This is a genomic window from Nitrobacter sp. TKz-YC02 (assembly GCF_049852135.1).
GTDB classification, from domain to species: Bacteria; Pseudomonadota; Alphaproteobacteria; order Rhizobiales; family Xanthobacteraceae; genus Nitrobacter; species Nitrobacter vulgaris.
On sequence record NZ_CP180728.1, the window covers coordinates 928,820 to 947,608 of the forward strand.

Below are 18,789 nucleotides of genomic sequence, written 5' to 3' on the forward strand. Positions count from 1 at the left end.
TAATTGGCGGAGGATCATTTCGAGGTCGTCTGGAATAGATCAATGCGTTACGAAATTGCATGAAGGTGAAATGAGATATCCGTGCCCACGGCGGGGATTTGCCGGGAGTAACCTGACGTTAGTGGTGCAAAGCTATTTCCCAAATGACGAGGTTAGCGCATGTTCCAGTTCTTTCTTCGAGCGAGGGACTATCGGATTTTCAAGGCGCGATCGGCGGGGCGGGATGCCGAAAACGATCGTTCGCGCGTGGCATCAATTGCGCAATTGATCGAGCAATCACTGACTGCTGCTGAGGCGGAGAGGACAGGTCTTGTACGCAGATTGGATGATGTATTGGCGCGTGCGGCAGTGCCGTTAGGCAATGATACCGACGAATATCTCACGCGGGAGGCGCATGACAGCCAACTGCTTCATCAGCTTGAAGCCGAAATCTCGAAGGCGCAACGCCGGATCGAAGAACTCACTAGTAATATCGCTCACTTCCAGTTTCTCATGGCGGCCCTTTTAGCCAGGTTTCCCGATTTCAAGCCATGACGGGTCGGGCGTGAGCTAATACGAGCCTCGCTCGTTCGCTGTATTCCGAGCGACCGTAGAAATCGCAAAAAATTACACGATCGCTGACTAATTTTAATCCAACCAAGTCAGCAAGCTGGACGCATATGTTGCGTGCAGACAGCACCGATAGCAACTTCGCAGCCGTGATCCCTCTGGCTGCGGCCGTGGATAAGTCACGATGGATCCCAACAAACCCAAGACGAGTCGCGATAAATGCGAGGAAAAAAATTATCCTCTATAGGCGATTCATTGCGGTCGCAATTGGCTGTGTGCTCGTTTAATAGCTTCGGCTTCGGCCTTCCAGACGATCTCCCGCAGGTGGCATAGCTTTGCGTACTGAGTGGCAAGGTTTTGGCTTGAATCCTTGCTCCCCACCGCAGCGATATTATTTTGGATGAGTATCCGCCGATCTGATGCCCGGATCGCCATTTGAAACTCCCTCAATTATCTACCAAGCCGCTGGTTCTCAGTGTTCACGAGGCTGCTTTGGTTGAGTCACCTCTGTCACCGGCGCGAAGAAAAGGCCGTTGGCGAAGGCCTGCATGGCTTACGTCCCGGAACGCCGCTTGTGGCAATGCTGACGTGCCGGGTCCACCGATTATAGCTCCTCGTTGGGTAGCTACGAGTCAGCTTTTAGAGGTACGCAGCCGCATTGAGTTGGGGGGACGATGCAATTTGGGCAGAGGAAGAAGCTTTATAGTCGCTTTGTTCCGTGGGCGGAAAAGGGCGAGTGGAGAGACACTTTACCTGCGCTCGCGCAGCTTTCGGCTTGATAGGCGCGAAGGCAATTTTACGCTGGAGATTTCGATCGACTGTCAGGCTGTCAATTACCACTGAATCGGGACCCCATATTTTCGCGCAAAAGTGACCCTTGCTTGGGTTTCTGAAAGGTGCGCGGCTTTGGCTTTTCGGCTTTAGTTTTAAGAGCGACTCTTGAAGCGCCGGGATTCGTTTCCGGTTTCGACGATCTCGCAGTGATGCGTAAGGCGATCGAGCAGCGCGGTTATCATCTTGGCGCCGCCGAAGACGGTCGGCCATTCGCCGAAGGCGAGATGGTGGTGATGATTATCGAGGTGCGCTCGTAGAGCTTCGAGATCAGGTGGAATAGCAAATTGTCCGCCCGCTTGGGCGAACGGCAGATAGCTGAGTTCGTCCAGCACCATGAAGTCGAGGCGGTAAGATGATCGGCAATGCGGCCCTGCTTGTCGGCGCGAGCCTCAGCTTGCCGGTAACCGTCGTTTCCCCTCGTCTTTGACGCTCCGCATTTTCAAGCGAGCGACCACGCTCACTCATCCCTCATCGATTGGCCAGAACCGTTCGGTCTCATGATCATCGAGACCGGGGCCTACGGCAGGTCCGTCATTGCCTTCAAGTCGGGCTCAATCCCGGAGGTCGCGACGGTGCCACTCGCTTGTAGTATCGGAGGAATCAGAAGCCGTACAGACCATTCGAAGGTTGCAGAGCTCGACAGACAATCAGGGTGCGCAGGCATTTCGATAAGAGATTCACCACAGACGAGTGGCGCAGGAGTATCTGCGCCACTTATGACAGCGGCATACCTGCCGGATGCGCGCGGACGTATCTTGGTCGCAGGTCAAGCGCCATGGTCCGGTGCAGGTAGGGAGTTGCTCGCTTAGGGTCAGGAACTAAGCCGACATTGATTGATGAAAATCGCACGTCTGGTTGCCTGTCAAAAGACATATTATACAAGGAGAGAACAGCGTGGCTACATGCTGGGAAGCGATGCATATGAATTTTGTGTTTTTCTGGCGTTTTATAAACAGGTTAGATTGCGATACGAAACAATTGCTGGTTGGGTTTGTTGCGGAGATTTTGTTTGGTATCATTGTAATTACTTCGCCAAGTTTCGACGATTTTGTAGATCACTATATGTTTTCGTATCTAACTGAAGGGATCAAGCTTTTGACGAAGCTGATCCCTCATCAATGAAGTGATCCTGCGTAAGCTGTTGGTCTAGACGGTCCTTCGGGAACTTGGCTTAATTCTATCAGTTAATTTGAGCCTGCTTTTAGCGGGTGTTTTGGCCCATTTTGCTTTTGAGGCGTTGATGAAGAAGCTCGATGTCTGAACCGGGGATCGGCTCGCTTATCATAAGCCTAAGGCCGCGGTGCATCGGGTCGAGGTCATCACGGCGACAGGTCGCTCTCGGCATTTCTCGGCTGACGACAAGGCTAGGTTCGTCGAACGTCGGCGAGAGCGCTCGGGTGTCGGAGATGACTACGGCACCGCTTTCTTGCCGCACAGGTGTTCACGTGGCGGTGCCTGGTGCGCTGCGAGGCTGCGTCTCCTGGGTCGCCGATGTTTGGTCCCGCCGTAGCCACTCCCTCGTCGGGCTTTACGGGCGACTCCATCCTTGTTGTCCTAGGTGTTTAGTCCCAGCATGTCATGGCTTGGCTGACGGGTGAACAACTGTGGTTTTTCGGCGCTGATTTGTTTTGATAGCTTGGAGTGGGGTTTTGAAGCGGAGGGCCTTGAGCCGCTTGGCGTAGTTGTAGGCCAGCAACCAGTCCCGGACGTGGCGCCGCAGGCCGTCGATCGAGGCGTAGTGGAAGGCGCGAACGGCTGCGTCTTTGATGGTTCGGACCATTCGTTCAGCCTGGCCGTTGGTCCACGGATGATAGGGCTTGGTGAGCCTGTGCTCGATACTGTTCTCGGCGCAGGCCCTTCCGAAGACGTGAGCGGCGAAGCCACCCCCGGCTCTCTTGTCGTGCTGGACGAACTGAACGCCGTTATCCGTCAGCACCGTGTGGACCTTGTAGGGAATAGCTCTCACCAGCGCCTTGAGGAAACCCGCCGCCACGAGCTTCGTCGCCTTCCGATAGATTCTGGCGAAGACCAGCTTGGAGGTCCGGTCCACGGCCACGAACAGATAAGCCTTGCCGCCTTCATAGCGCAGCTCGGCGATGTCGATGTGGAAATAGTCGTTCTCGTAAGTCTTGACCCTGGCATGTACAGAAGCTTCTTGAACGGGAACCGGGAGATCCCGCGTCTGACCGACACGGTCGTCCCATGTCGGTCCGCATCGGAAAGGTGAGGAGCCGTAGCTGATGATGTACGGATGCGGGAAGTCAGACCCCGCCATAGTAGCTGTGAAGCCGCCGAACAAAGTCGGGCAACCGGCCGCGGAGGCGGTGGAGCGAAGGGCGGGGACCAAGGGGAATGCGGCACAGCAAAGCACGCGCCGGGCACAGAATCGGGGAAGCGTGTCCCTTGCGCTGGACCGCATACGGCAAGTAGCAAGGCAGAGGAAGAAGGAGAAGTTCACTTCACTCTTTCATCATATCAGCATCGACCACCTCGCAGACGCGTTCGCCGAACTGAAGGAGAACGCGGCCCCGGGCGTGGATGGGCTGACATGGCGAGCCTACGAGGCAGACCTCGATCACAAGATAGTGGACCTGTATTCGCGGCTCCATAAGGGAGTGTATCGGGCACAACCATCTCGACGGGTCTACATACCGAAGCCGGATGGCCAGCAGCGCCCGCTCGCGGTTGCCGCTCTTGAGGACAAAATCGTCCAACGGGCGGCCATCGCGGTGCTGAATGCGATCTACGAGGAAGACTTCCTCGGGTTTTCGTATGGATTCCGACCGAAGCGCAGCCAGCATGATGCGCTGGACGCACTTATAGTCGGGATCACCAGCAAAAAGGTGAACTATATCCTCGATGCGGATATCCGGTCCTATTTCGATTCGGTCAGCCAGGATTGGCTGATCCGATTCCTGAAGCACCGGATCAACGATCCGCGCATGATCCGCCTGATCCAGAAATGGCTGAAGGCAGGAATCCTCGAAGATGGGATCATAACCGTTAGTGAAACCGGGACTGGACAGGGATCGGTAGCATCACCGCTGCTCTCCAACGTCTACCTGCACTACGTCTTCGATCTATGGGCCGAACGCTGGCGACGGCGACAGGCCACGGGCGATATGATTATCGTGCGCTACGCTGATGATATCATCATCGGCTTCCAGCACGAGAGCGACGCCCGGCGTTTTTGGGATGCCATGCGCGAGCGTTTGCGGGAGTTCTCGCTGTTGCTTCATCCGGACAAAACCCGCCTGATCAGGTTTGGTCGCTTCGCGGCGACCCAGCGTGCTGAGCGCGGACTCGGAAAACCGGAAACCTTCACGTTTCTAGGGTTCACACTGCGGGAAAACACGTCAAGGGCGCTTCGCACTCCAGCGAAAGTCTCGTGGCGACCGCATGCGGGCTAAACTTAAGGAAATCAAGAAGGAGCTGCGACGGCGGATGCATCACCCAATCCCTCAACAAGGGAACTGGCTGAAGCAAGTCGTGACAGGCTACTTCGCGTATCATGCCGTGCCGACAAACAGTCGCGCACTGCATGCGTTCCGGTACCACGTTACGGACTTATGGCGACGCTCGCTCAAACGACGTAGCCAGGAGGAGCGGACAAGGTGGGACCGCATCACGAAGCTGGCGAACGACTACCTTCCCCATCCCCGCATTCTTCATCCTTGGCCTAACGCACGCTTCGCCGTCAAACACCCAAGGTGGGAGCCGAGTGCCTGAATTGGGCTCGCTCGGATCTGTGCGGGGGGCGCTCAGCAATGAGCGTCCCTACCGCGATCCCTAAGGCGTAAGCGTCTATTCCTGACACGTCATCTTAGTTGAGGATAGTTGCCGGGCGCCAGTTCCATGGCAAGAGCTGATCGAGCCGGCTCATGGGATGACCGGCCGACATTCGTTCAAGGATGTCCTTGAGATAGGTGAAGGGCTCGACGTCATTTAGCTTTGCCGTGGTGATGAGGGAGCAGACTGTGGCCCAGCGCTGAGCCCCGCCATCTGATCCGGCGAACAGGTGGTTCTTTCGTCCGAGCGTGATGGGGCGAATGGCGCGTTCGACGGTGTTGGTGTCGAGCTCGATGCGGCCGTCATTGAGGAAGCAGCAAAGAGCATCCCAGCGGCTCAGGGCATAGCGAGTGGCATCGGCGAGCCCGCCGCGCGGCGGGATTTGGGCGAGTTACATTTCAAGCCATGCTTTCATCGCCGTGACCAGAGGCAACGACTTTGATCGACGCATGCTTTGCCGTGCTTCCGCGGTCTGGCCGCGGATGGCGGCCTCGATCACGTAAAGCTCGGCGAACCGTCGCCGATGCCCTTCACGTGGTCTTGGAACAATGGGCTCCGCTGCCGCCGAGGAGGGATAAGATCCCGGACTTACGAGGGGACTTAACGGCGGACTAAGGGGAGGACTTAAGGAGCGTCGTCGATACAACAGCTTCCGCTTGGGCGGCTGTGGCTCCACTTTAAACAACGATCGCCAGTTGCCAAACGCCTTGAGCGGAATGCCTTGCGCTTCACAATATTGACGTTGATTCAAGTCGCTACGCGTCCATGCCTCGTGATGCGCCCGCCAAAAATCCTCGCCTTGACGCCTGCACCCTCGATGTTCGCTCGTCATGCTGTTCTCTCCATCTTCAAATTGAAGACAGGAACAGATCGGGGTCGCTAACGATCGAACAAGGGTGCGAGAAATGGACGCTTACCTCAATGCATACGCAATTCCCAGCTTTCAGCCGTCGTTTCCCTGTTTTTCAAATTGTTTTCCCTGATAGGTTTTGTAGGGAATTGTTCAAGAAATGCCTGCAATAAGGGCGCTTCTCGTATCAGAGTTAGTCTTTCACAGGAAAAATAGGCAAAATTCCCTGTAAAATTCCCTGTTACCAGCGAATTTCGATGGAGATTTGGTTGTGCACCACTGCATCGCCAGCCATCCAGTGCGATATTTTCTGGAATCTCCGAAGAATTAGCGAAAAGCCCGCTAATTGCGGGCTTTTGCGCATTGGCTTTCGTCTCCGCCCACCATTTTCACGGTCATAGGCAACTGAAATGCCAAAATCTCCGGCTGACGCTCCGAATATTCCCGTTTATGGGAAACCGAGACGGGAGACATAGTTCGATCCGGACTGTCGCCGGACGGTGGCAGTCCATTCCTGTAGTGATACCGACGTCGATCTGGTGGGGACATGGATCTCATCCATTCATAGCCATAGCCGGGGGGCGCAAACTGGACGAATGTGCGCCGCACTTGTCGTGACGTCGGTGCCCGACGGCGTTGCTTGAGTTGGGCTAAAGAACCACTCGATCGGTGCGGGCGCTGTAAAGAAAAGAGCTGAAAGGATATCGGATCGCTGCGATTGCAGTTTTGCGGGGTTTAATCCGGAGAGGTCACTCTCGAGTGTCGCCGCGTCGATGAAAAGCGGGCTAAGTAATTTGCTGGAAGCAAACGTTAGTTAAAGCGGCCGGTGCACCGACCTCTTGCGAGGTTGTCAAATCGATCTGCTTCTACGCGGCTCTCGTCTAGGGTCAGGGCCCGTGGCCCCGCCGAGATACTTGGACATGCCGCTCACGCGCGTCTAGAGTCCAATGGCCCGCAACCCTCGCCCTCATAGGTTGCGGGAATTATCCTTTCGTGTCTGTCCGCCGATGTCGGCTGAAGAGCACAACCAATCCCTTCCGGTTCAGGCGCCGCGCAGGAATGATCGGACAGCTTTTCTATGAGTCAGTAATTCCACTGGACCTGGAATCTCACGGCATCAGCCCTGAATCGTTCGTAAGGGGCATTCAGCACATCGGTACGATTCATCATGTGATAAACTGCTGTGAGTTCAATCGCTTTGGTGACTTGCCATTCGACGCCAAGCTCCCAGTCATTGACGAGGTTTTTCGGGGCGTTGCGCTCGAATTTCTGACCGCCCTCGTAGTATTGCCATTTAACGAACGGGAACAGGATTCCCCAAGGTCCACTATCGTATTTGTATGTGGCCTGGACATATCCACCGGTGAGCGGGGATTCAGTAATCAACCTCTGAACGCCGTTTAACTGAGGTCCCCGTCCCCAATTCCATTCTGCCTGTAACCCGAAAGGCTGCGGATAAAGCACAGCATGCACCGCGACCCGCTCATCGACAAATCCTTTGGCGGGCGCGACCATGACCGGGGTAATTCCGTTCACAGGACCGTTCGATGTCACGAAGCGCCCGTGTAAAGCCTCGACGCCTGCTTCAAAGATTTGACCGTTGCTGAATTGATACGGGTAGGTGACGCGGGCCACCATATGCATGTCGTTATTTAATTCGACGCGGTTGGCGCCCTGTCCATTGTAGACGCCGAAGGCGAACACGCCGTAATCGCCCGATCCTTTCAGATTGTTCGCCACCAGCTCTCTGAACCGCTCGCGTATTTCTGCTGGAACCCAGTAGAAGAATGCGCCGATGTCACGCTCATCCCGACAGCACGTGTTGATTCCGTCAGCACGGTCAAGTGCAAGACGGTTTTGGCTGGATTGCATGTTTTCAAAACTGAACGGGATTTTTGATTGTCCGAGCCTGACACGGAATTCTTTCTTGTCGTCGAAGGAGATATCGGCGTAGGCATCTCTTAACTGCCCGAAATTGCCTGTGGTGGAGCCGGACGGCGTACTGGCGAAATCAGGCTGGAAATACAGATAGAGATTATCGGTGATATCACCGTACAAAATCAGACGTGCCCGCCTAATCAAGAATGAGGTATCTTCGCCGACCGATCTATCAGGCCAATAAACAACCGCATCCTTGTCGCCACTCACAGTGGTACTATTGCGAAATTGCGTATACCCGCGAATGTGCATTCTGTCGTACCAGTGTTCTTCCTTGGGTCTTTCAGGTAGGGGCTCGTGTACGAAGGCTGGCCCCGGTTCGTTCTGTGCCTGCTGACTTGAATCTTTCCGTGCCTGCTGAACCGAATCTTTTTGTGCCGGCTGATCTGTTTTTTTCTGTGCCTGGCGATCTGAGCTTTTCTTGTCCTGCCGATTGGCACCTTTTTGTACCTGCTGAAAGGTACCCATTTTCACCCGGTTTTTACCGGGCTCCGTATAAACCTGCTTGGTAACCGTATCGACGTACAGGTCTATTTCCTGCGCGCCGGCCGGGGAAAAAAGGGAAGTACCGAGAATTAATCCCACACTGGATATTGCTGCGCTTAATCTCTTTTTCATTATTGCTTTGCTCGTTTTAAGAGATCTTTTGACGCGAACCCGTGGAAATCGGAGGCTTTATTTCAATGTCTTATGACGCTTTTATTACAGGCAAAAACCGATTGGGCCGGATCAGAATGGAATCCTTCTTCCCCCTCTGTCGGTGAACAACCTGTCCGCGGGTTTTCAGCTATTTCTTGCCTCGGTTGCGATGACCTCATCTTGATCCCGCCTTAAAGAAGCTACAGAGCGACCTCGGCAATCTCAACGATATGCGTGTGCATCTGGAGCAGGCACGTGACTTCGCGCGGGCCAGCACAGCAGGGCAAAGGCGTTTGCGGTCGGCTGTCTGATCGGCTGCGAGGAGAGTTCCGTAACCGACATATTCGCCGAGGCGATTGCGGCGGGAAAGCGCTTGCGGAAGGCTGCCTAACTTCCTCTCTGCACGGACTGACTGCTTTCTTGATCCGGAAACCTTCGAGTAGGTGCATCATACATCCGTCAGTGGTTGGTTGTAAAAATGACCTGTCCGCGCACTCACCTTCTCGCTCAGGCGACGGTCAGTGCGTTGCTGCTCATGCGTGATTGACCTACCCTCCTTAGCTACCGCTGCCTCATGGTTGGGAGCGTTAAGCAGGACCGGTCGATCCAAAAGTCAGATCGCGCGCTTGCAAGACAGGACCGTTATCGTCACGAACCTCAACCGCTGGGAAGCCGCTCTGGCCGTCAATGCGACGGCTACGGATGGCGTGGTCGTTAGTGCAGAATGAACAAACTGAAAATGGACTCGCTTTCACTACAATATTTCGAAACACTCTCTGGGACTGACGCGTGTTGGAGGCGGCTCTGATGGTACGAGCTCCATTTTTTATAATTGCCTTGTTGCTGGCCGGCTTGCTTTCCGGTTGTGACACCAAACCGGCGGCGAGCACCAATCCTCCTTCGCTGCCATCCGTCACCGTTTCGAAACCAATTCAGAAGTCGATTACCGAATGGGATGAATACACTGGTCGGTTCGAGGCGATGAAGACAGTCGTTGTTCGTGCACGCGTCTCCGGTTTCATAGACTCCATTCATTTTAAGGACGGTCAGATTGTCAAAGAAGGTGATCTCCTGTTCGTGATCGACCAGCGGCCCTATAAACTCGCGGTCGATCAGGCCAAGTCCGATCTCGAACGTGCGCGAGCCAAGCTTGATATCGCCACGGCCGACGTGGAGCGGGGGGCGCCGCTAATCAGCCATCAGACCTTAACCGCGCGTGAGTTCGACACGCGAAGGTCCACGCAGCGCGAGGCCGCAGGCGGAGTTGGCGCGGCAGAAGCTGCGCTCAAACAAGCCGAGCTCAACCTCGAATGGAGCGAGGTCCGCGCCCCCATAGCCGGGCGTATTTCCGATCGGCGCGTCGATGCCGGAAATTTAATCACGGGTGGGCAGAGCGGGGCGACGTTGCTGACCGTAATTGTTTCGCTTGATCCCATTCACTTCATATTCGATGGCAGCGAATCTGATCTTCTGCACTACCTGCGTCTCGCCGCATCCGGAGGGCGACAATCGTCGCGCGACGTGGAGAACCCGGTTTCCGTTCGTCTCGCCGACGAGACTGATTTCAAGCACACGGGCCGAATGGATTTCGTCGATAACGCCATTAACCCGAAGACAGGTACGATTCGCGGTCGTGCCATCTTCGATAACAAGGATGGATTGCTGACGCCTGGCTTTTTTGGACGGCTGCGGCTGTACGGCGGCAACAGCGAAGCATTCCTGATTCCGGATAGCGCGATCGTGTCCGATCAGGCGAGCAAGATCGTATTCGTGGTCGCTGAAGACGGCACGGTTGGCGTCAAGAAAATAGAACTGGGGCCGATCGTCGATGGACTGCGCGTCGTTCGCTCGGGCCTTGCGCCAAATGACCGTATCGTGATCGAAGGTTTAGCCCGCGCGCGGCCCGGACAAAAGGTCGAGGCCGAGGACGGAACGATCAAGGCCGCCGCGAACTAAGCGTCGCTCGGCGCGGGGTGGTGAGGTTTGAATGCGCTTTTCTCATTTCTTCATCGACAGACCAATCTTCGCTAGCGTGCTTTCAATTATCCTGACGCTTGTCGGCGCGATCGCTCTTCGCGCGCTTCCGATTACCGAATATCCTGAAATCGCTCCGCCCACTATCCAGGTGACGGCGACGTATGCTGGCGCCGCGGCGGATATCGCGGCGGATACGGTGGCTTCGCCAATAGAGCAGGAGATCAACGGCGTCGACAACATGATCTATATGGTGTCGCAATCGACGGGCGACGGCACGACACAGATTAACGTAGTCTTCAAACCCGGTACAAATATCGACGACGCGCAGGTCTTGGTGCAGAATCGAGTCTCGATCGCGTTGCCGCGTTTGCCGGAAGAGGTGCAGCGTATCGGCGTAACCGTCAAAAAGAAGTCACCTGACCTGATGATGGTGATTCATTTGATTTCGCCCGATGACACGCTCGACCAAGCGTATATCTCGAACTACGCTACTATCAATATTAAAGACGTGCTAACCCGGGTCGACGGGGTTGGTGATACGATCGTGTTCGGCGCGCGTGACTATTCCATGCGCATTTGGCTTGATCCGGCCAAAGTGCAATCGCGCGGTTTGACCGCGAGCGATGTGATCACGGCGTTACGTGGCGCTAATATTCAGGTTGCCGCTGGCGCCATCAATCAGCCGCCCGCGAAGTCGCCGGTTGGATTCGAGCTAGCGGTGCAGACATTGGGCCGGCTCTCCAGTCCGGAGCAGTTTAGCGACGTCATTGTCGCGACGGACCAGGACGGCCGGGTGACGCGCGTGCGGGATATCGCCCGTGTGGAACTGGGCGCTTATACTTACACCACGAACGCTTATCTTGACGGCAAGGTCGCAACCGGAGTCGGCATTTACCAGCGTCCCGGTTCAAATGCGCTCAAGACCGCAGCCGCTGTAATCGCGACGATGGACGACCTTGCGAAGAATTTTCCCCCCGGTCTTAGCTACCGCATCGCATACAACACCACCCAATTTATCGAGCAATCAGTTCACGAGGTGATCAAGACCTTGTTCGAAGCACTGGTTCTTGTCGTACTCGTCATCATTCTTTTCTTGCAGACCTGGCGCGCCGCGATCATTCCTGTGGTCGCTATTCCGGTGTCGCTGATCGGTACATTCTTCGTGTTGGCCACCTTTGGTTTCTCGCTGAATAACCTGACTCTCTTTGGACTTGTCTTGGCTATTGGCATCGTAGTGGACGATGCTATCGTCGTGGTGGAGAACGTCGAACGTTATCTTCGCCAGGGCCTGAGCCCGCGTGACGCCGCACACAAAACCATGGATGAGGTGGGTGGTGCACTGGTTGCAATTGCTCTGGTTCTTTGCGCTGTATTCATTCCCACCGCATTCATCACTGGCATTTCCGGCGCGTTCTATCGACAGTTCGCTATCACCATTGCGTCTTCCACGATCATCTCGGCCATCGTGTCATTGACGCTATCGCCAGCGCTAGCTGCGCTGTTTCTGCGGCCGCATGATCATGAGGAAAAGCCTGGCTTTTGGATGACCTTCGGCCGACCGTTCAATGCCTTCTTTACCGTATTCAACAATGGGTTTGAAAAGCTTTCGAACGGTTACGCGGGATTGACACGACGGATCGTGCGAGTCGTGGCGTTGATGCTCCTAATCTATGTCGGTCTGATTGGCCTGACTTACTTCCAAATGTCCCGCACGCCGTCTGGGTTTATCCCACCGCTGGACCGTGGCTATTTCATCACGGCCATCACTTTGCCGCCGGGATCTAGTCTCGAACGCACCGACGCCGTTATGCGCAAGGCGTCGGACCGTCTCTTATCACGGCCAGGGGTCGCCCACACCGTGACTTTCGCCGGGTTCGACGGCGCGACTTTCACTAACGCTCCCAATTCCGGCGTCATCTTCGTCACTCTCAAGCCTTTTGAAGAACGGGAAAAAGATAAGCTTAAGACTGAAAAGATCCTTGATGATCTGCGCGCGCAGATGCAAGCGTTGCGCGAGGCTTTCGTTCTAGTCATTCCACCACCTTCGGTCCCCGGCATCGGCACGGGCGGCGGCTTTAAACTGTATGTCCAAGATCGCGGCGGTCGCGGCCCCCGTGCGCTTGAGCGAGTCGTCAACGCGATAACTGGCTTGGCCAATAAGACTCCTGGGCTCGTTCAGGTCTTTACGTTATTCAACGCCTCGACGCCGCAGGTTTTTGCCGACATCGACCGCACGAAGGCCGAAATGCTCGGTGTGCCGATATCGCGTTTCTTCGACACGCTGTCGACCTATATGGGGTCGACCTATGTCAATGATTTTAACATCCTGGGGCGCACTTATCGGGTGACAGCGCAGGCCGACAACCCATTCCGGCTTTCGACGCGAGATGTGGAAGCCTTACGGACCCGCTCGAACGCGGCGGAAATGGTGCCGCTTGGTGCGGTTGCGACTTTCCGCGACATTACCGGGCCGTACCGCGTCCCGCGCTACAATCTCTTTCCCGCCGCAGAGGTGCAAGGTACCACGATCCCAGGGTTTTCGACCGGCCAGGCGATCGGTACTATGGAAGATATTCTCGCCAAGAACTTGCCGTCCGGCTTTGGCTTCGAATGGACCGAGATCGCCTTGCAGGAGAAAGTTGCTGGAAATACCGCCGTTGTCGCATTCGGCTTTGCGGTGGTGTTCGTGTTTCTATTGTTGGCCGCACAATACGAAAGTGTATTGCTGCCACTTGCAGTAATCTTGATTGTGCCGATGTGCCTGCTTGCTGCAGTGACAGGCGTGCTGTTGCGCGGCATGGATAACAACATCCTCACTCAAATCGGCTTTGTGGTGCTCATCGGCCTCTCCTCAAAGAATGCCATTCTCATCGTCGAATTTGCCCGGCAAGCGGAGAATGACGGCGCCAGTCGCTGGGATGCAGCAGTACAGGCGGCGCGTACCCGGCTTCGCCCGATCCTGATGACCTCGATCGCGTTCATCCTTGGCGTCGTACCATTAGTGATCGCCACCGGCGCAGGTGCCGAACTTCGACAGGCTCTCGGGACCGCCGTCTTCTTTGGAATGCTTGGCGTTACGCTGTTCGGCCTCGTGTTCACGCCTTTATTCTATGTTTTGGTGCGCTGGATTGCGTCAACTTTCTCCCGCCGCGGTACGGCCGACACGACGCAACATCCTTCATAACCGCGTCGTCGTCATGGCACGTTTACATCGAAACGCCTCGCCGAAGACGTCGAGCGGTTCGGAATTCCAGCGCTTCCTCTATATCACCGACTTCTAGCGCCACGTGGTTGAAACCGATGGCGCGCGGCTTTGTGGAACTAACCATTTAGTCCTCCTCTTAGTCGGTCTGCTGCTCCTTGACTGGCCAGGCGAGGTTCGCAGCCGAGCCATAAGCACTGTCGGCGGCAAAATGCCGGGGCTTGAAGATATCAATTTCGTTGCGCGGTCCAGTAGCCCGAGCATCGCGCATTCCCCGCGTGGCCGCTCCATGTCCCGCGGCCAGAAACACTGGAGAGTCGGCCGGAGCCGGAGGCGTAGTTATCCTGAACGGTCACCGAAGCGCGAACCGCGCCAGATTTCGCGACGTATCCTCTGAACCTTACGAGATTAGGATGCGTCACAACTCCGTTAGAAATATTGACGGTGAAGTTGTAGGTAGGATCGCACGCGCCTCGTTGCGTCACGAAGACGAGGTCCCAAGAACCATCATAAGCCGATCGCGCGTTTGCGGTATGCGATAGGACAACAAAACAGATTATTGCCATCGCGCAGAGCGAAAGCATCTTCATAATGATTTCTCCCAACGTTAGCGTACTTCTTTAAGGAAACTAAGTTCCTTGAACGATTTTCAAAAGGCCTGAATGGCGATGCAGCCGCGGGAAGTTAGAGCAAAGTTATTCGTCGAAATTGCTTTGATTGCCCGGCTGAACCGTCCCGAGGCGACAACGTAGGTCATGTTTGCCATGCTGTTCGCTGCGCCGCTGATAGCCATGTCGTCATGCGAGTGCCCGACCAAGACGACAGGTGTGGTGATGGTGGCGAGAAGGTCCCGCACGAGCATGCTAAACGGAGCGCGCCGTTAGGGTTGCAGGATTCTAGATACGAGCTGCTGCCGGCTTGTTGGACGGCTGACTGAAATGGATGTTGTTGTTTTAAGGCAGTATCCTATGTGCGCCGGGCGCATCTGGCAGCGAGGATCGCTTCCATCTGCTCGACCAGTTCCGACGCGGGCCCTGCGCGTTCCCAGGCGTAGATGGAGACGGCCATCGCAGGCTCCGTGCCGAAAGGCGCATATGCCGAACGTGATATCCGACTGTCGCGTTCCTCGGGAGAAGGGACAGGCCGAGCCCGACCTCCACCGCGACCAGCACATTGTGAAGGCGGCTGCCGGAAAAGGCGATGTACCAGCCAAGCTGCTCGCGCTCGATGCGCTCGAACATTGCCTCTCGGTAAAAGGCCGCCCGGAGGAAAAGCGACCAGCGGGATCGGATTGGGCCACGCATCAGGTGCGTCAGTGCGTTCAAACCATGCCATGATTTCGGGGAACGTCGCGCGGCAATCGGGTTCCGCCTTGGCCTCCTTGACGATCGCGATGTCGAACTCGCCGGCGCGATAGCGTCTGGTCAGATCGCGGCTCAAGCCGGCGGTCACGTCCAGTTGGATTTCACGGTGGCGCCCCGCGAAGTCGCCGAACACTTTTGCTATCGCGGCGCTGACGATATCCTCGGGAACGCCGATACGGACATCATGGTCCGCAACTTCGGCGATCGCGCGGGTCAGGCAACCTGACTCCGTCATCACAGGAAACAGACGATGCTTCGCCGTTCCGTCCTTGTAGGTGTCGCTTCCCTGTTGTTGACGGCTGCCCCTCTCGTTGCGGCAGGAGAGACCATGCGTAGAACCTCATTGTTTTTGGCGGCGGGCAAGAATGATGTCGCCGCCATTAAAATACTTCTCGCGGACGGCGTGCAGATCGATGCGCGCGACGACAGCGGGGCGACCGCGCTGCTGGTTGCAACCCACGTCAACGGAATCGAGGCGGCCAGGGTGTTGATCGAGGCTGGCGCCGACGTCAACGCCAAGGACAAAATCGAGGACAGCCCGTATCTCTATGCCGGAGCGCGCGGCCATCTCGATATCCTGAAGATGACTTTGGCGCACGGTGCCGACCTGAAAAGCGTCAATCGCTACGGCGGCACAGCGCTCATACCGGCTTCGGAGCGCGGTCATGTCGAGACGGTGCGCACGCTGATTGAAGCGGGAGTCGATGTTGATCACGTCAACAGGCTCGGTTGGACCGCGCTACTGGAGGCGATCATCCTCGGCGATGGCGGCGAGCGGCACCAGAAGATCGTCGATCTGCTCGTCAAGGCCGGAGCCGATGTCAATCTGGCCGACGGCAAGGGCGTGACACCGCTCCAGCACGCCCGCGCGTACGGCCACGATGCGATCGAGCGGATTCTCGCCGTCGCCGGAGCACACTGACAAAGGAAGGCGCCATGAATGACACGATGAGCGATGCGGCGAGCGATGCAGTGAGATTCTTAAGCGAAGCCGTTGAACTGGCCCGCGCCAATATCGGCACGGGCGGCCGCCCGTTCGGCGCAGTGGTGGTCAGGGACGGCTTGTCCATCGCTACCGGGGTGAACGAGATCCACACGACCAACGACCCGACCGCGCATGCCGAGATGACAGCGATCCGTGCTGCCAGTGGCCAGCTCGGGTCGCCCGACCTTGGCGGCTGCACCGTCTACGCCAGCGGCCACCCTTGCCCGATGTGCATGGCAGCGATGCGGCTGTCCGGCGTCGACAAGGTATTCTACGCCTATTCCAATGAAGATGGCGCACCGTTCGGGCTTTCTAGCGCGGCGATTTACGAAGACCTTGCCAAACCCTTCACTGAGCAATCCATGGCGATCCGCTATGTGCCAGTGCGGCCGGAGGAGCAGATGGATCTCTATGAACAATGGGCGCAAGCGTCGGGGCGCTGTCGGCGCTGATGCAGGGCGGCGGCTTCCTGATCACGGCGCTGCCGCCATGGATCGTCGCGATGTTGCACGATCTCACCGGCGGCTTCATGGCCGGCTGGCTGCTGCACCTCGCTTCAGTCGCCGTTGTTGTCGTTCTGTACTGGCGCATGAATCCGGGAAGCTATGCCGCGGCGATGAGCCTGCCCGCGGTTTCGATAACACTTTTGAACGGTTCGTCGGCGGACAAACTGATAAATAAAAAGACAGCGCGTGCTTAAGTGCGGAATTCCCCGATTGCGGGCACCTTCACCCGCTGACCCTGTGTCGTTCGTTTAAGGAAGCCCAAAGTCATGTGTCGAAAATCATCGTGACTTAACTCGAATAAATTCGACACTTTCGATTCCGTCCTTAGGAAACCGTCTGTAGCTAAGGTCTGGCCAATCAGCGCATCGAAAGTAGGCGAATCCAATGGGCCTGAGCCAGATTACCCTGACGAACTACGACACGGTGGTTGCGGTCACCCAGGATACGATCAACGAGATGCTGGCCGTCTTCTTGAGCACGCTCCAGAAGCAGGTGGCTCTCTACTATACGGTCGACAACAACGGCAACTACGTGCCGACGACGCCCGAAAACGCTGTGTATATCTTCACCGGAACGCTCGACTACACGCTCGACGCCAATGGCAACCCGGTGAACATGGTGGTCCTGAACTCGCAGATCGGACCGCAGACGGTGATCTACAACATCACCTTCAGCAATGCCGAGTTCAAGTCGACGGTGGCAACGGGCTGTATATCGGATTCCTGATCGGCCAGCTTAATCCGATCCTGAAGTTGGTTTCGCCAGTGGCCTATGTGAAGGCTGACGCCAGCAAGTCTGTGAATGACCAGACCATGCAGCTCAATCCCGGAGCCGATCACACGTTCGGTCCGTTGAACCCGCCCCAGAACGGCGTGGTTGCGAATTTCTCCTATTCCTCGCCGCAGGCTTACGACACGACAAGCTTCTTCGGGGGAACGGCCTCGGTCACCCTGAACTACAGTTCGACTTGTTCGGTGAGCCTGAGCGGCCCGCTCGTTACGATCGCCGGCTCGTCGGTGATCTCGGCGGAGACCGACTCTTCGATTATGGGCAGCACGCTCGACGAGGTGATGCCGCCGACCACCTATGCCTGGAGCGTCGATCTGCTGCTCGAAATGGACCCGTCGAACAACGGTCAGCTGAACTACGCGATCCAGAATGCGAATTTCAGCAGCCCTCCCACCGTCGCGCCGGAACATCAGAGTGCGTGGGACAAGTTCTTTAGCAGTGTCGGCGGCGCGTTCCAGCAATTCGTCGATGATCCCGGCGACATTCGCGGGACCGTGCAATCGCAGGTGATGAACAGTATCCAGCCGGCGCTGGTGGCAGCGATCCAGGGCGCGAACAATTTTGTGTTTCCTGGCGGAGGAACGTTCCTGTTCAAGGATACAACGTTCACCGCCACCGACGATCTGGCGGCTGACATTACCTACCAGACCCCCGCAACGGCCGAGCCCGCCTCGGTCTAGGGTCTATTCATTTACAGGCTCTGAGGGCCTGCAAACGGCGTTTTTCGTTTCCGATGTTTACGTACCTCTATGTGTACTCGCTTCGGTTCTCGAAAAACTCTTCGGCTCCTCAAGCCTGAATCTCGACAGACCCCTGGCCGCTTTGCGCCGCACCGAGCCCAGGTCGCCAAGACCGCGAACGCTTCAGGAGAGAACCGCCATGTTCACACTGAGCTCGTCCACCGAATTGATGAAGTCGCACAACGGCCCAAGTGTTGTCCGACCAATCCGCGTTCGATGTGCTGCAAAGCTCGGGCGGATTGTCGCTGTTTTTCGGCATCGGCGATACAAGCATCCTGTACTTGAACGCGGAGCAGACCGCGGTCGCCACGGGCTGGACCCCCATCGATCTCACGACGGAGCTGGGGGCGAATTTCCCCGGGCAGACGGTCTCGGCGAAGTCGTTCGCCGTAGCGCAGGACCCAACGACAGCCAACATCACCATCGCGCAGATCGTGCACGTGGCCGAGACCAACAGTGATGCGCTATTCGTGATGAGCGGGCTGTCGAATGCTGCCAATGCGCCCTGGATGCAGTCATCGGCCAATCGGACCTGGGTCGCGCGCGCCTATGACGACAGCACAAATCCCCCTGTCCGGGATCAGCGCCTATGGCACAGAATTGAAGGTATGATTTAAGGAGAGTTCG

At 56.5% G+C, this 18,789-nt stretch carries 16 protein-coding genes and 3 pseudogenes; 11 read left to right on the plus strand and 8 right to left on the minus strand.

Annotated elements, in window-relative coordinates:
- Positions 1-159: 159 nt before the first annotated feature.
- On the plus strand, positions 160-534 hold the full coding sequence (locus tag ACM561_RS04385) for a hypothetical protein (protein ID WP_425908330.1): 375 nt from the start codon (positions 160-162) through the stop codon (positions 532-534).
- A gap of 267 nt (positions 535-801) precedes the next feature.
- On the opposite strand, the gene ACM561_RS04390 is transcribed toward ACM561_RS04385, so the two are convergent.
- On the minus strand, positions 802-984 hold the full coding sequence (locus ACM561_RS04390) for a hypothetical protein (protein WP_425908332.1): 183 nt from the start codon (positions 982-984) through the stop codon (positions 802-804).
- Positions 985-1,475: 491 nt separating this feature from the next.
- Positions 1,476-1,718 (minus strand): ATP-binding protein, encoded by a 243-nt coding sequence (locus tag ACM561_RS04395; protein WP_425908334.1) that lies wholly within the window; start codon positions 1,716-1,718, stop codon positions 1,476-1,478.
- A 559-nt stretch (positions 1,719-2,277) separates the two neighbouring features.
- On the opposite strand from ACM561_RS04395, the gene ACM561_RS04400 reads away from it, so the two are divergent.
- Positions 2,278-2,505, plus strand: a complete 228-nt coding sequence (locus ACM561_RS04400; protein WP_425908336.1) for a hypothetical protein — start codon at positions 2,278-2,280, stop codon at positions 2,503-2,505.
- Positions 2,506-2,937: 432 nt separating this feature from the next.
- Here the strand turns inward: ACM561_RS04400 and ACM561_RS04405 are convergent.
- A pseudogene (locus ACM561_RS04405) lies at positions 2,938-3,567 on the minus strand (DDE-type integrase/transposase/recombinase); the annotation flags it as partial.
- A gap of 212 nt (positions 3,568-3,779) precedes the next feature.
- Between ACM561_RS04405 and ltrA the strand changes: the two are divergent.
- Positions 3,780-4,793, plus strand: a complete 1,014-nt coding sequence (ltrA, locus tag ACM561_RS04410) for a group II intron reverse transcriptase/maturase (RefSeq protein ID WP_425908338.1) — start codon at positions 3,780-3,782, stop codon at positions 4,791-4,793.
- A gap of 413 nt (positions 4,794-5,206) precedes the next feature.
- Here ltrA and ACM561_RS04415 read toward each other — a convergent pair.
- The 3 genes and pseudogenes from ACM561_RS04415 to ACM561_RS04425 form a co-directional block, all read right to left on the minus strand.
- Positions 5,207-5,692 (minus strand): annotated as a pseudogene (locus ACM561_RS04415) (IS66 family transposase); the annotation flags it as partial.
- 150 nt (positions 5,693-5,842) lie between these two features.
- A pseudogene (gene tnpA, locus ACM561_RS04420) lies at positions 5,843-6,004 on the minus strand (IS66 family insertion sequence element accessory protein TnpA); the annotation flags it as partial.
- Positions 6,005-7,105: 1,101 nt separating this feature from the next.
- Complete coding sequence (locus ACM561_RS04425) at positions 7,106-8,578, minus strand: porin (RefSeq protein ID WP_425908340.1); 1,473 nt, start codon at positions 8,576-8,578, stop codon at positions 7,106-7,108.
- 828 nt (positions 8,579-9,406) lie between these two features.
- On the opposite strand from ACM561_RS04425, the gene ACM561_RS04430 reads away from it, so the two are divergent.
- Positions 9,407-10,555, plus strand: coding sequence for an efflux RND transporter periplasmic adaptor subunit (locus ACM561_RS04430; RefSeq protein ID WP_425908342.1), 1,149 nt, complete (start codon positions 9,407-9,409; stop codon positions 10,553-10,555).
- Positions 10,556-10,586: 31 nt separating this feature from the next.
- Positions 10,587-13,760 (plus strand): efflux RND transporter permease subunit, encoded by a 3,174-nt coding sequence (locus ACM561_RS04435; RefSeq protein ID WP_425908344.1) that lies wholly within the window; start codon positions 10,587-10,589, stop codon positions 13,758-13,760.
- Positions 13,761-14,427: 667 nt separating this feature from the next.
- Here the strand turns inward: ACM561_RS04435 and ACM561_RS04440 are convergent.
- Both ACM561_RS04440 and ACM561_RS04445 read right to left on the minus strand, forming a co-directional pair.
- Positions 14,428-14,640, minus strand: coding sequence for a hypothetical protein (locus tag ACM561_RS04440; protein ID WP_425908346.1), 213 nt, complete (start codon positions 14,638-14,640; stop codon positions 14,428-14,430).
- A gap of 104 nt (positions 14,641-14,744) precedes the next feature.
- Complete coding sequence (locus ACM561_RS04445) at positions 14,745-15,377, minus strand: LysR substrate-binding domain-containing protein (RefSeq protein ID WP_425908348.1); 633 nt, start codon at positions 15,375-15,377, stop codon at positions 14,745-14,747.
- A 93-nt stretch (positions 15,378-15,470) separates the two neighbouring features.
- Here ACM561_RS04445 and ACM561_RS04450 point away from each other — a divergent pair, with 93 nt between their 5' ends.
- From ACM561_RS04450 to ACM561_RS04475, 6 genes are all read left to right on the plus strand, one after another.
- Entirely contained in the window at positions 15,471-16,064 is a 594-nt protein-coding gene (locus ACM561_RS04450; protein WP_425908350.1) for an ankyrin repeat domain-containing protein, read from the plus strand.
- A 14-nt stretch (positions 16,065-16,078) separates the two neighbouring features.
- Complete coding sequence (locus ACM561_RS04455; RefSeq protein WP_425908352.1) at positions 16,079-16,579, plus strand: nucleoside deaminase; 501 nt, start codon at positions 16,079-16,081, stop codon at positions 16,577-16,579.
- Positions 16,546-16,827, plus strand: coding sequence for a hypothetical protein (locus ACM561_RS04460; protein ID WP_425908354.1), 282 nt, complete (start codon positions 16,546-16,548; stop codon positions 16,825-16,827). The genes ACM561_RS04455 and ACM561_RS04460 overlap by 34 nt, the downstream gene beginning before the upstream one ends.
- A 190-nt stretch (positions 16,828-17,017) precedes the next feature.
- The gene (locus ACM561_RS04465; protein WP_425908356.1) at positions 17,018-17,359 is read left to right on the plus strand and encodes a hypothetical protein; all 342 of its coding nucleotides are present in this window, start codon (positions 17,018-17,020) and stop codon (positions 17,357-17,359) included.
- Between the two features lie 26 nt (positions 17,360-17,385).
- Positions 17,386-18,102 (plus strand): hypothetical protein, encoded by a 717-nt coding sequence (locus ACM561_RS04470; RefSeq protein WP_425908358.1) that lies wholly within the window; start codon positions 17,386-17,388, stop codon positions 18,100-18,102.
- 254 nt (positions 18,103-18,356) lie between these two features.
- Positions 18,357-18,779, plus strand: coding sequence for a hypothetical protein (locus ACM561_RS04475; RefSeq protein ID WP_425908360.1), 423 nt, complete (start codon positions 18,357-18,359; stop codon positions 18,777-18,779).
- Positions 18,780-18,789: the final 10 nt, after the last annotated feature.

Coding starts and splice junctions, on each gene's coding strand:
- ACM561_RS04390 (WP_425908332.1), bottom strand. CDS start 984: ATGGCGATCCGGGCATCAGATCGGCGGATACTCATCCAAAATAATATC.
- ACM561_RS04450 (WP_425908350.1), top strand. CDS start 15,471: ATGCGTAGAACCTCATTGTTTTTGGCGGCGGGCAAGAATGATGTCGCC.
- ACM561_RS04440 (WP_425908346.1), bottom strand. CDS start 14,640: ATGCTCGTGCGGGACCTTCTCGCCACCATCACCACACCTGTCGTCTTG.
- ACM561_RS04430 (WP_425908342.1), top strand. CDS start 9,407: ATGGTACGAGCTCCATTTTTTATAATTGCCTTGTTGCTGGCCGGCTTG.
- ACM561_RS04460 (WP_425908354.1), top strand. CDS start 16,546: ATGGGCGCAAGCGTCGGGGCGCTGTCGGCGCTGATGCAGGGCGGCGGC.
- ACM561_RS04435 (WP_425908344.1), top strand. CDS start 10,587: ATGCGCTTTTCTCATTTCTTCATCGACAGACCAATCTTCGCTAGCGTG.
- ACM561_RS04425 (WP_425908340.1), bottom strand. CDS start 8,578: ATGAAAAAGAGATTAAGCGCAGCAATATCCAGTGTGGGATTAATTCTC.
- ACM561_RS04395 (WP_425908334.1), bottom strand. CDS start 1,718: ATGGTGCTGGACGAACTCAGCTATCTGCCGTTCGCCCAAGCGGGCGGA.
- ACM561_RS04385 (WP_425908330.1), top strand. CDS start 160: ATGTTCCAGTTCTTTCTTCGAGCGAGGGACTATCGGATTTTCAAGGCG.
- ACM561_RS04455 (WP_425908352.1), top strand. CDS start 16,079: ATGAATGACACGATGAGCGATGCGGCGAGCGATGCAGTGAGATTCTTA.
- ACM561_RS04465 (WP_425908356.1), top strand. CDS start 17,018: ATGGGCCTGAGCCAGATTACCCTGACGAACTACGACACGGTGGTTGCG.
- ACM561_RS04445 (WP_425908348.1), bottom strand. CDS start 15,377: ATGACGGAGTCAGGTTGCCTGACCCGCGCGATCGCCGAAGTTGCGGAC.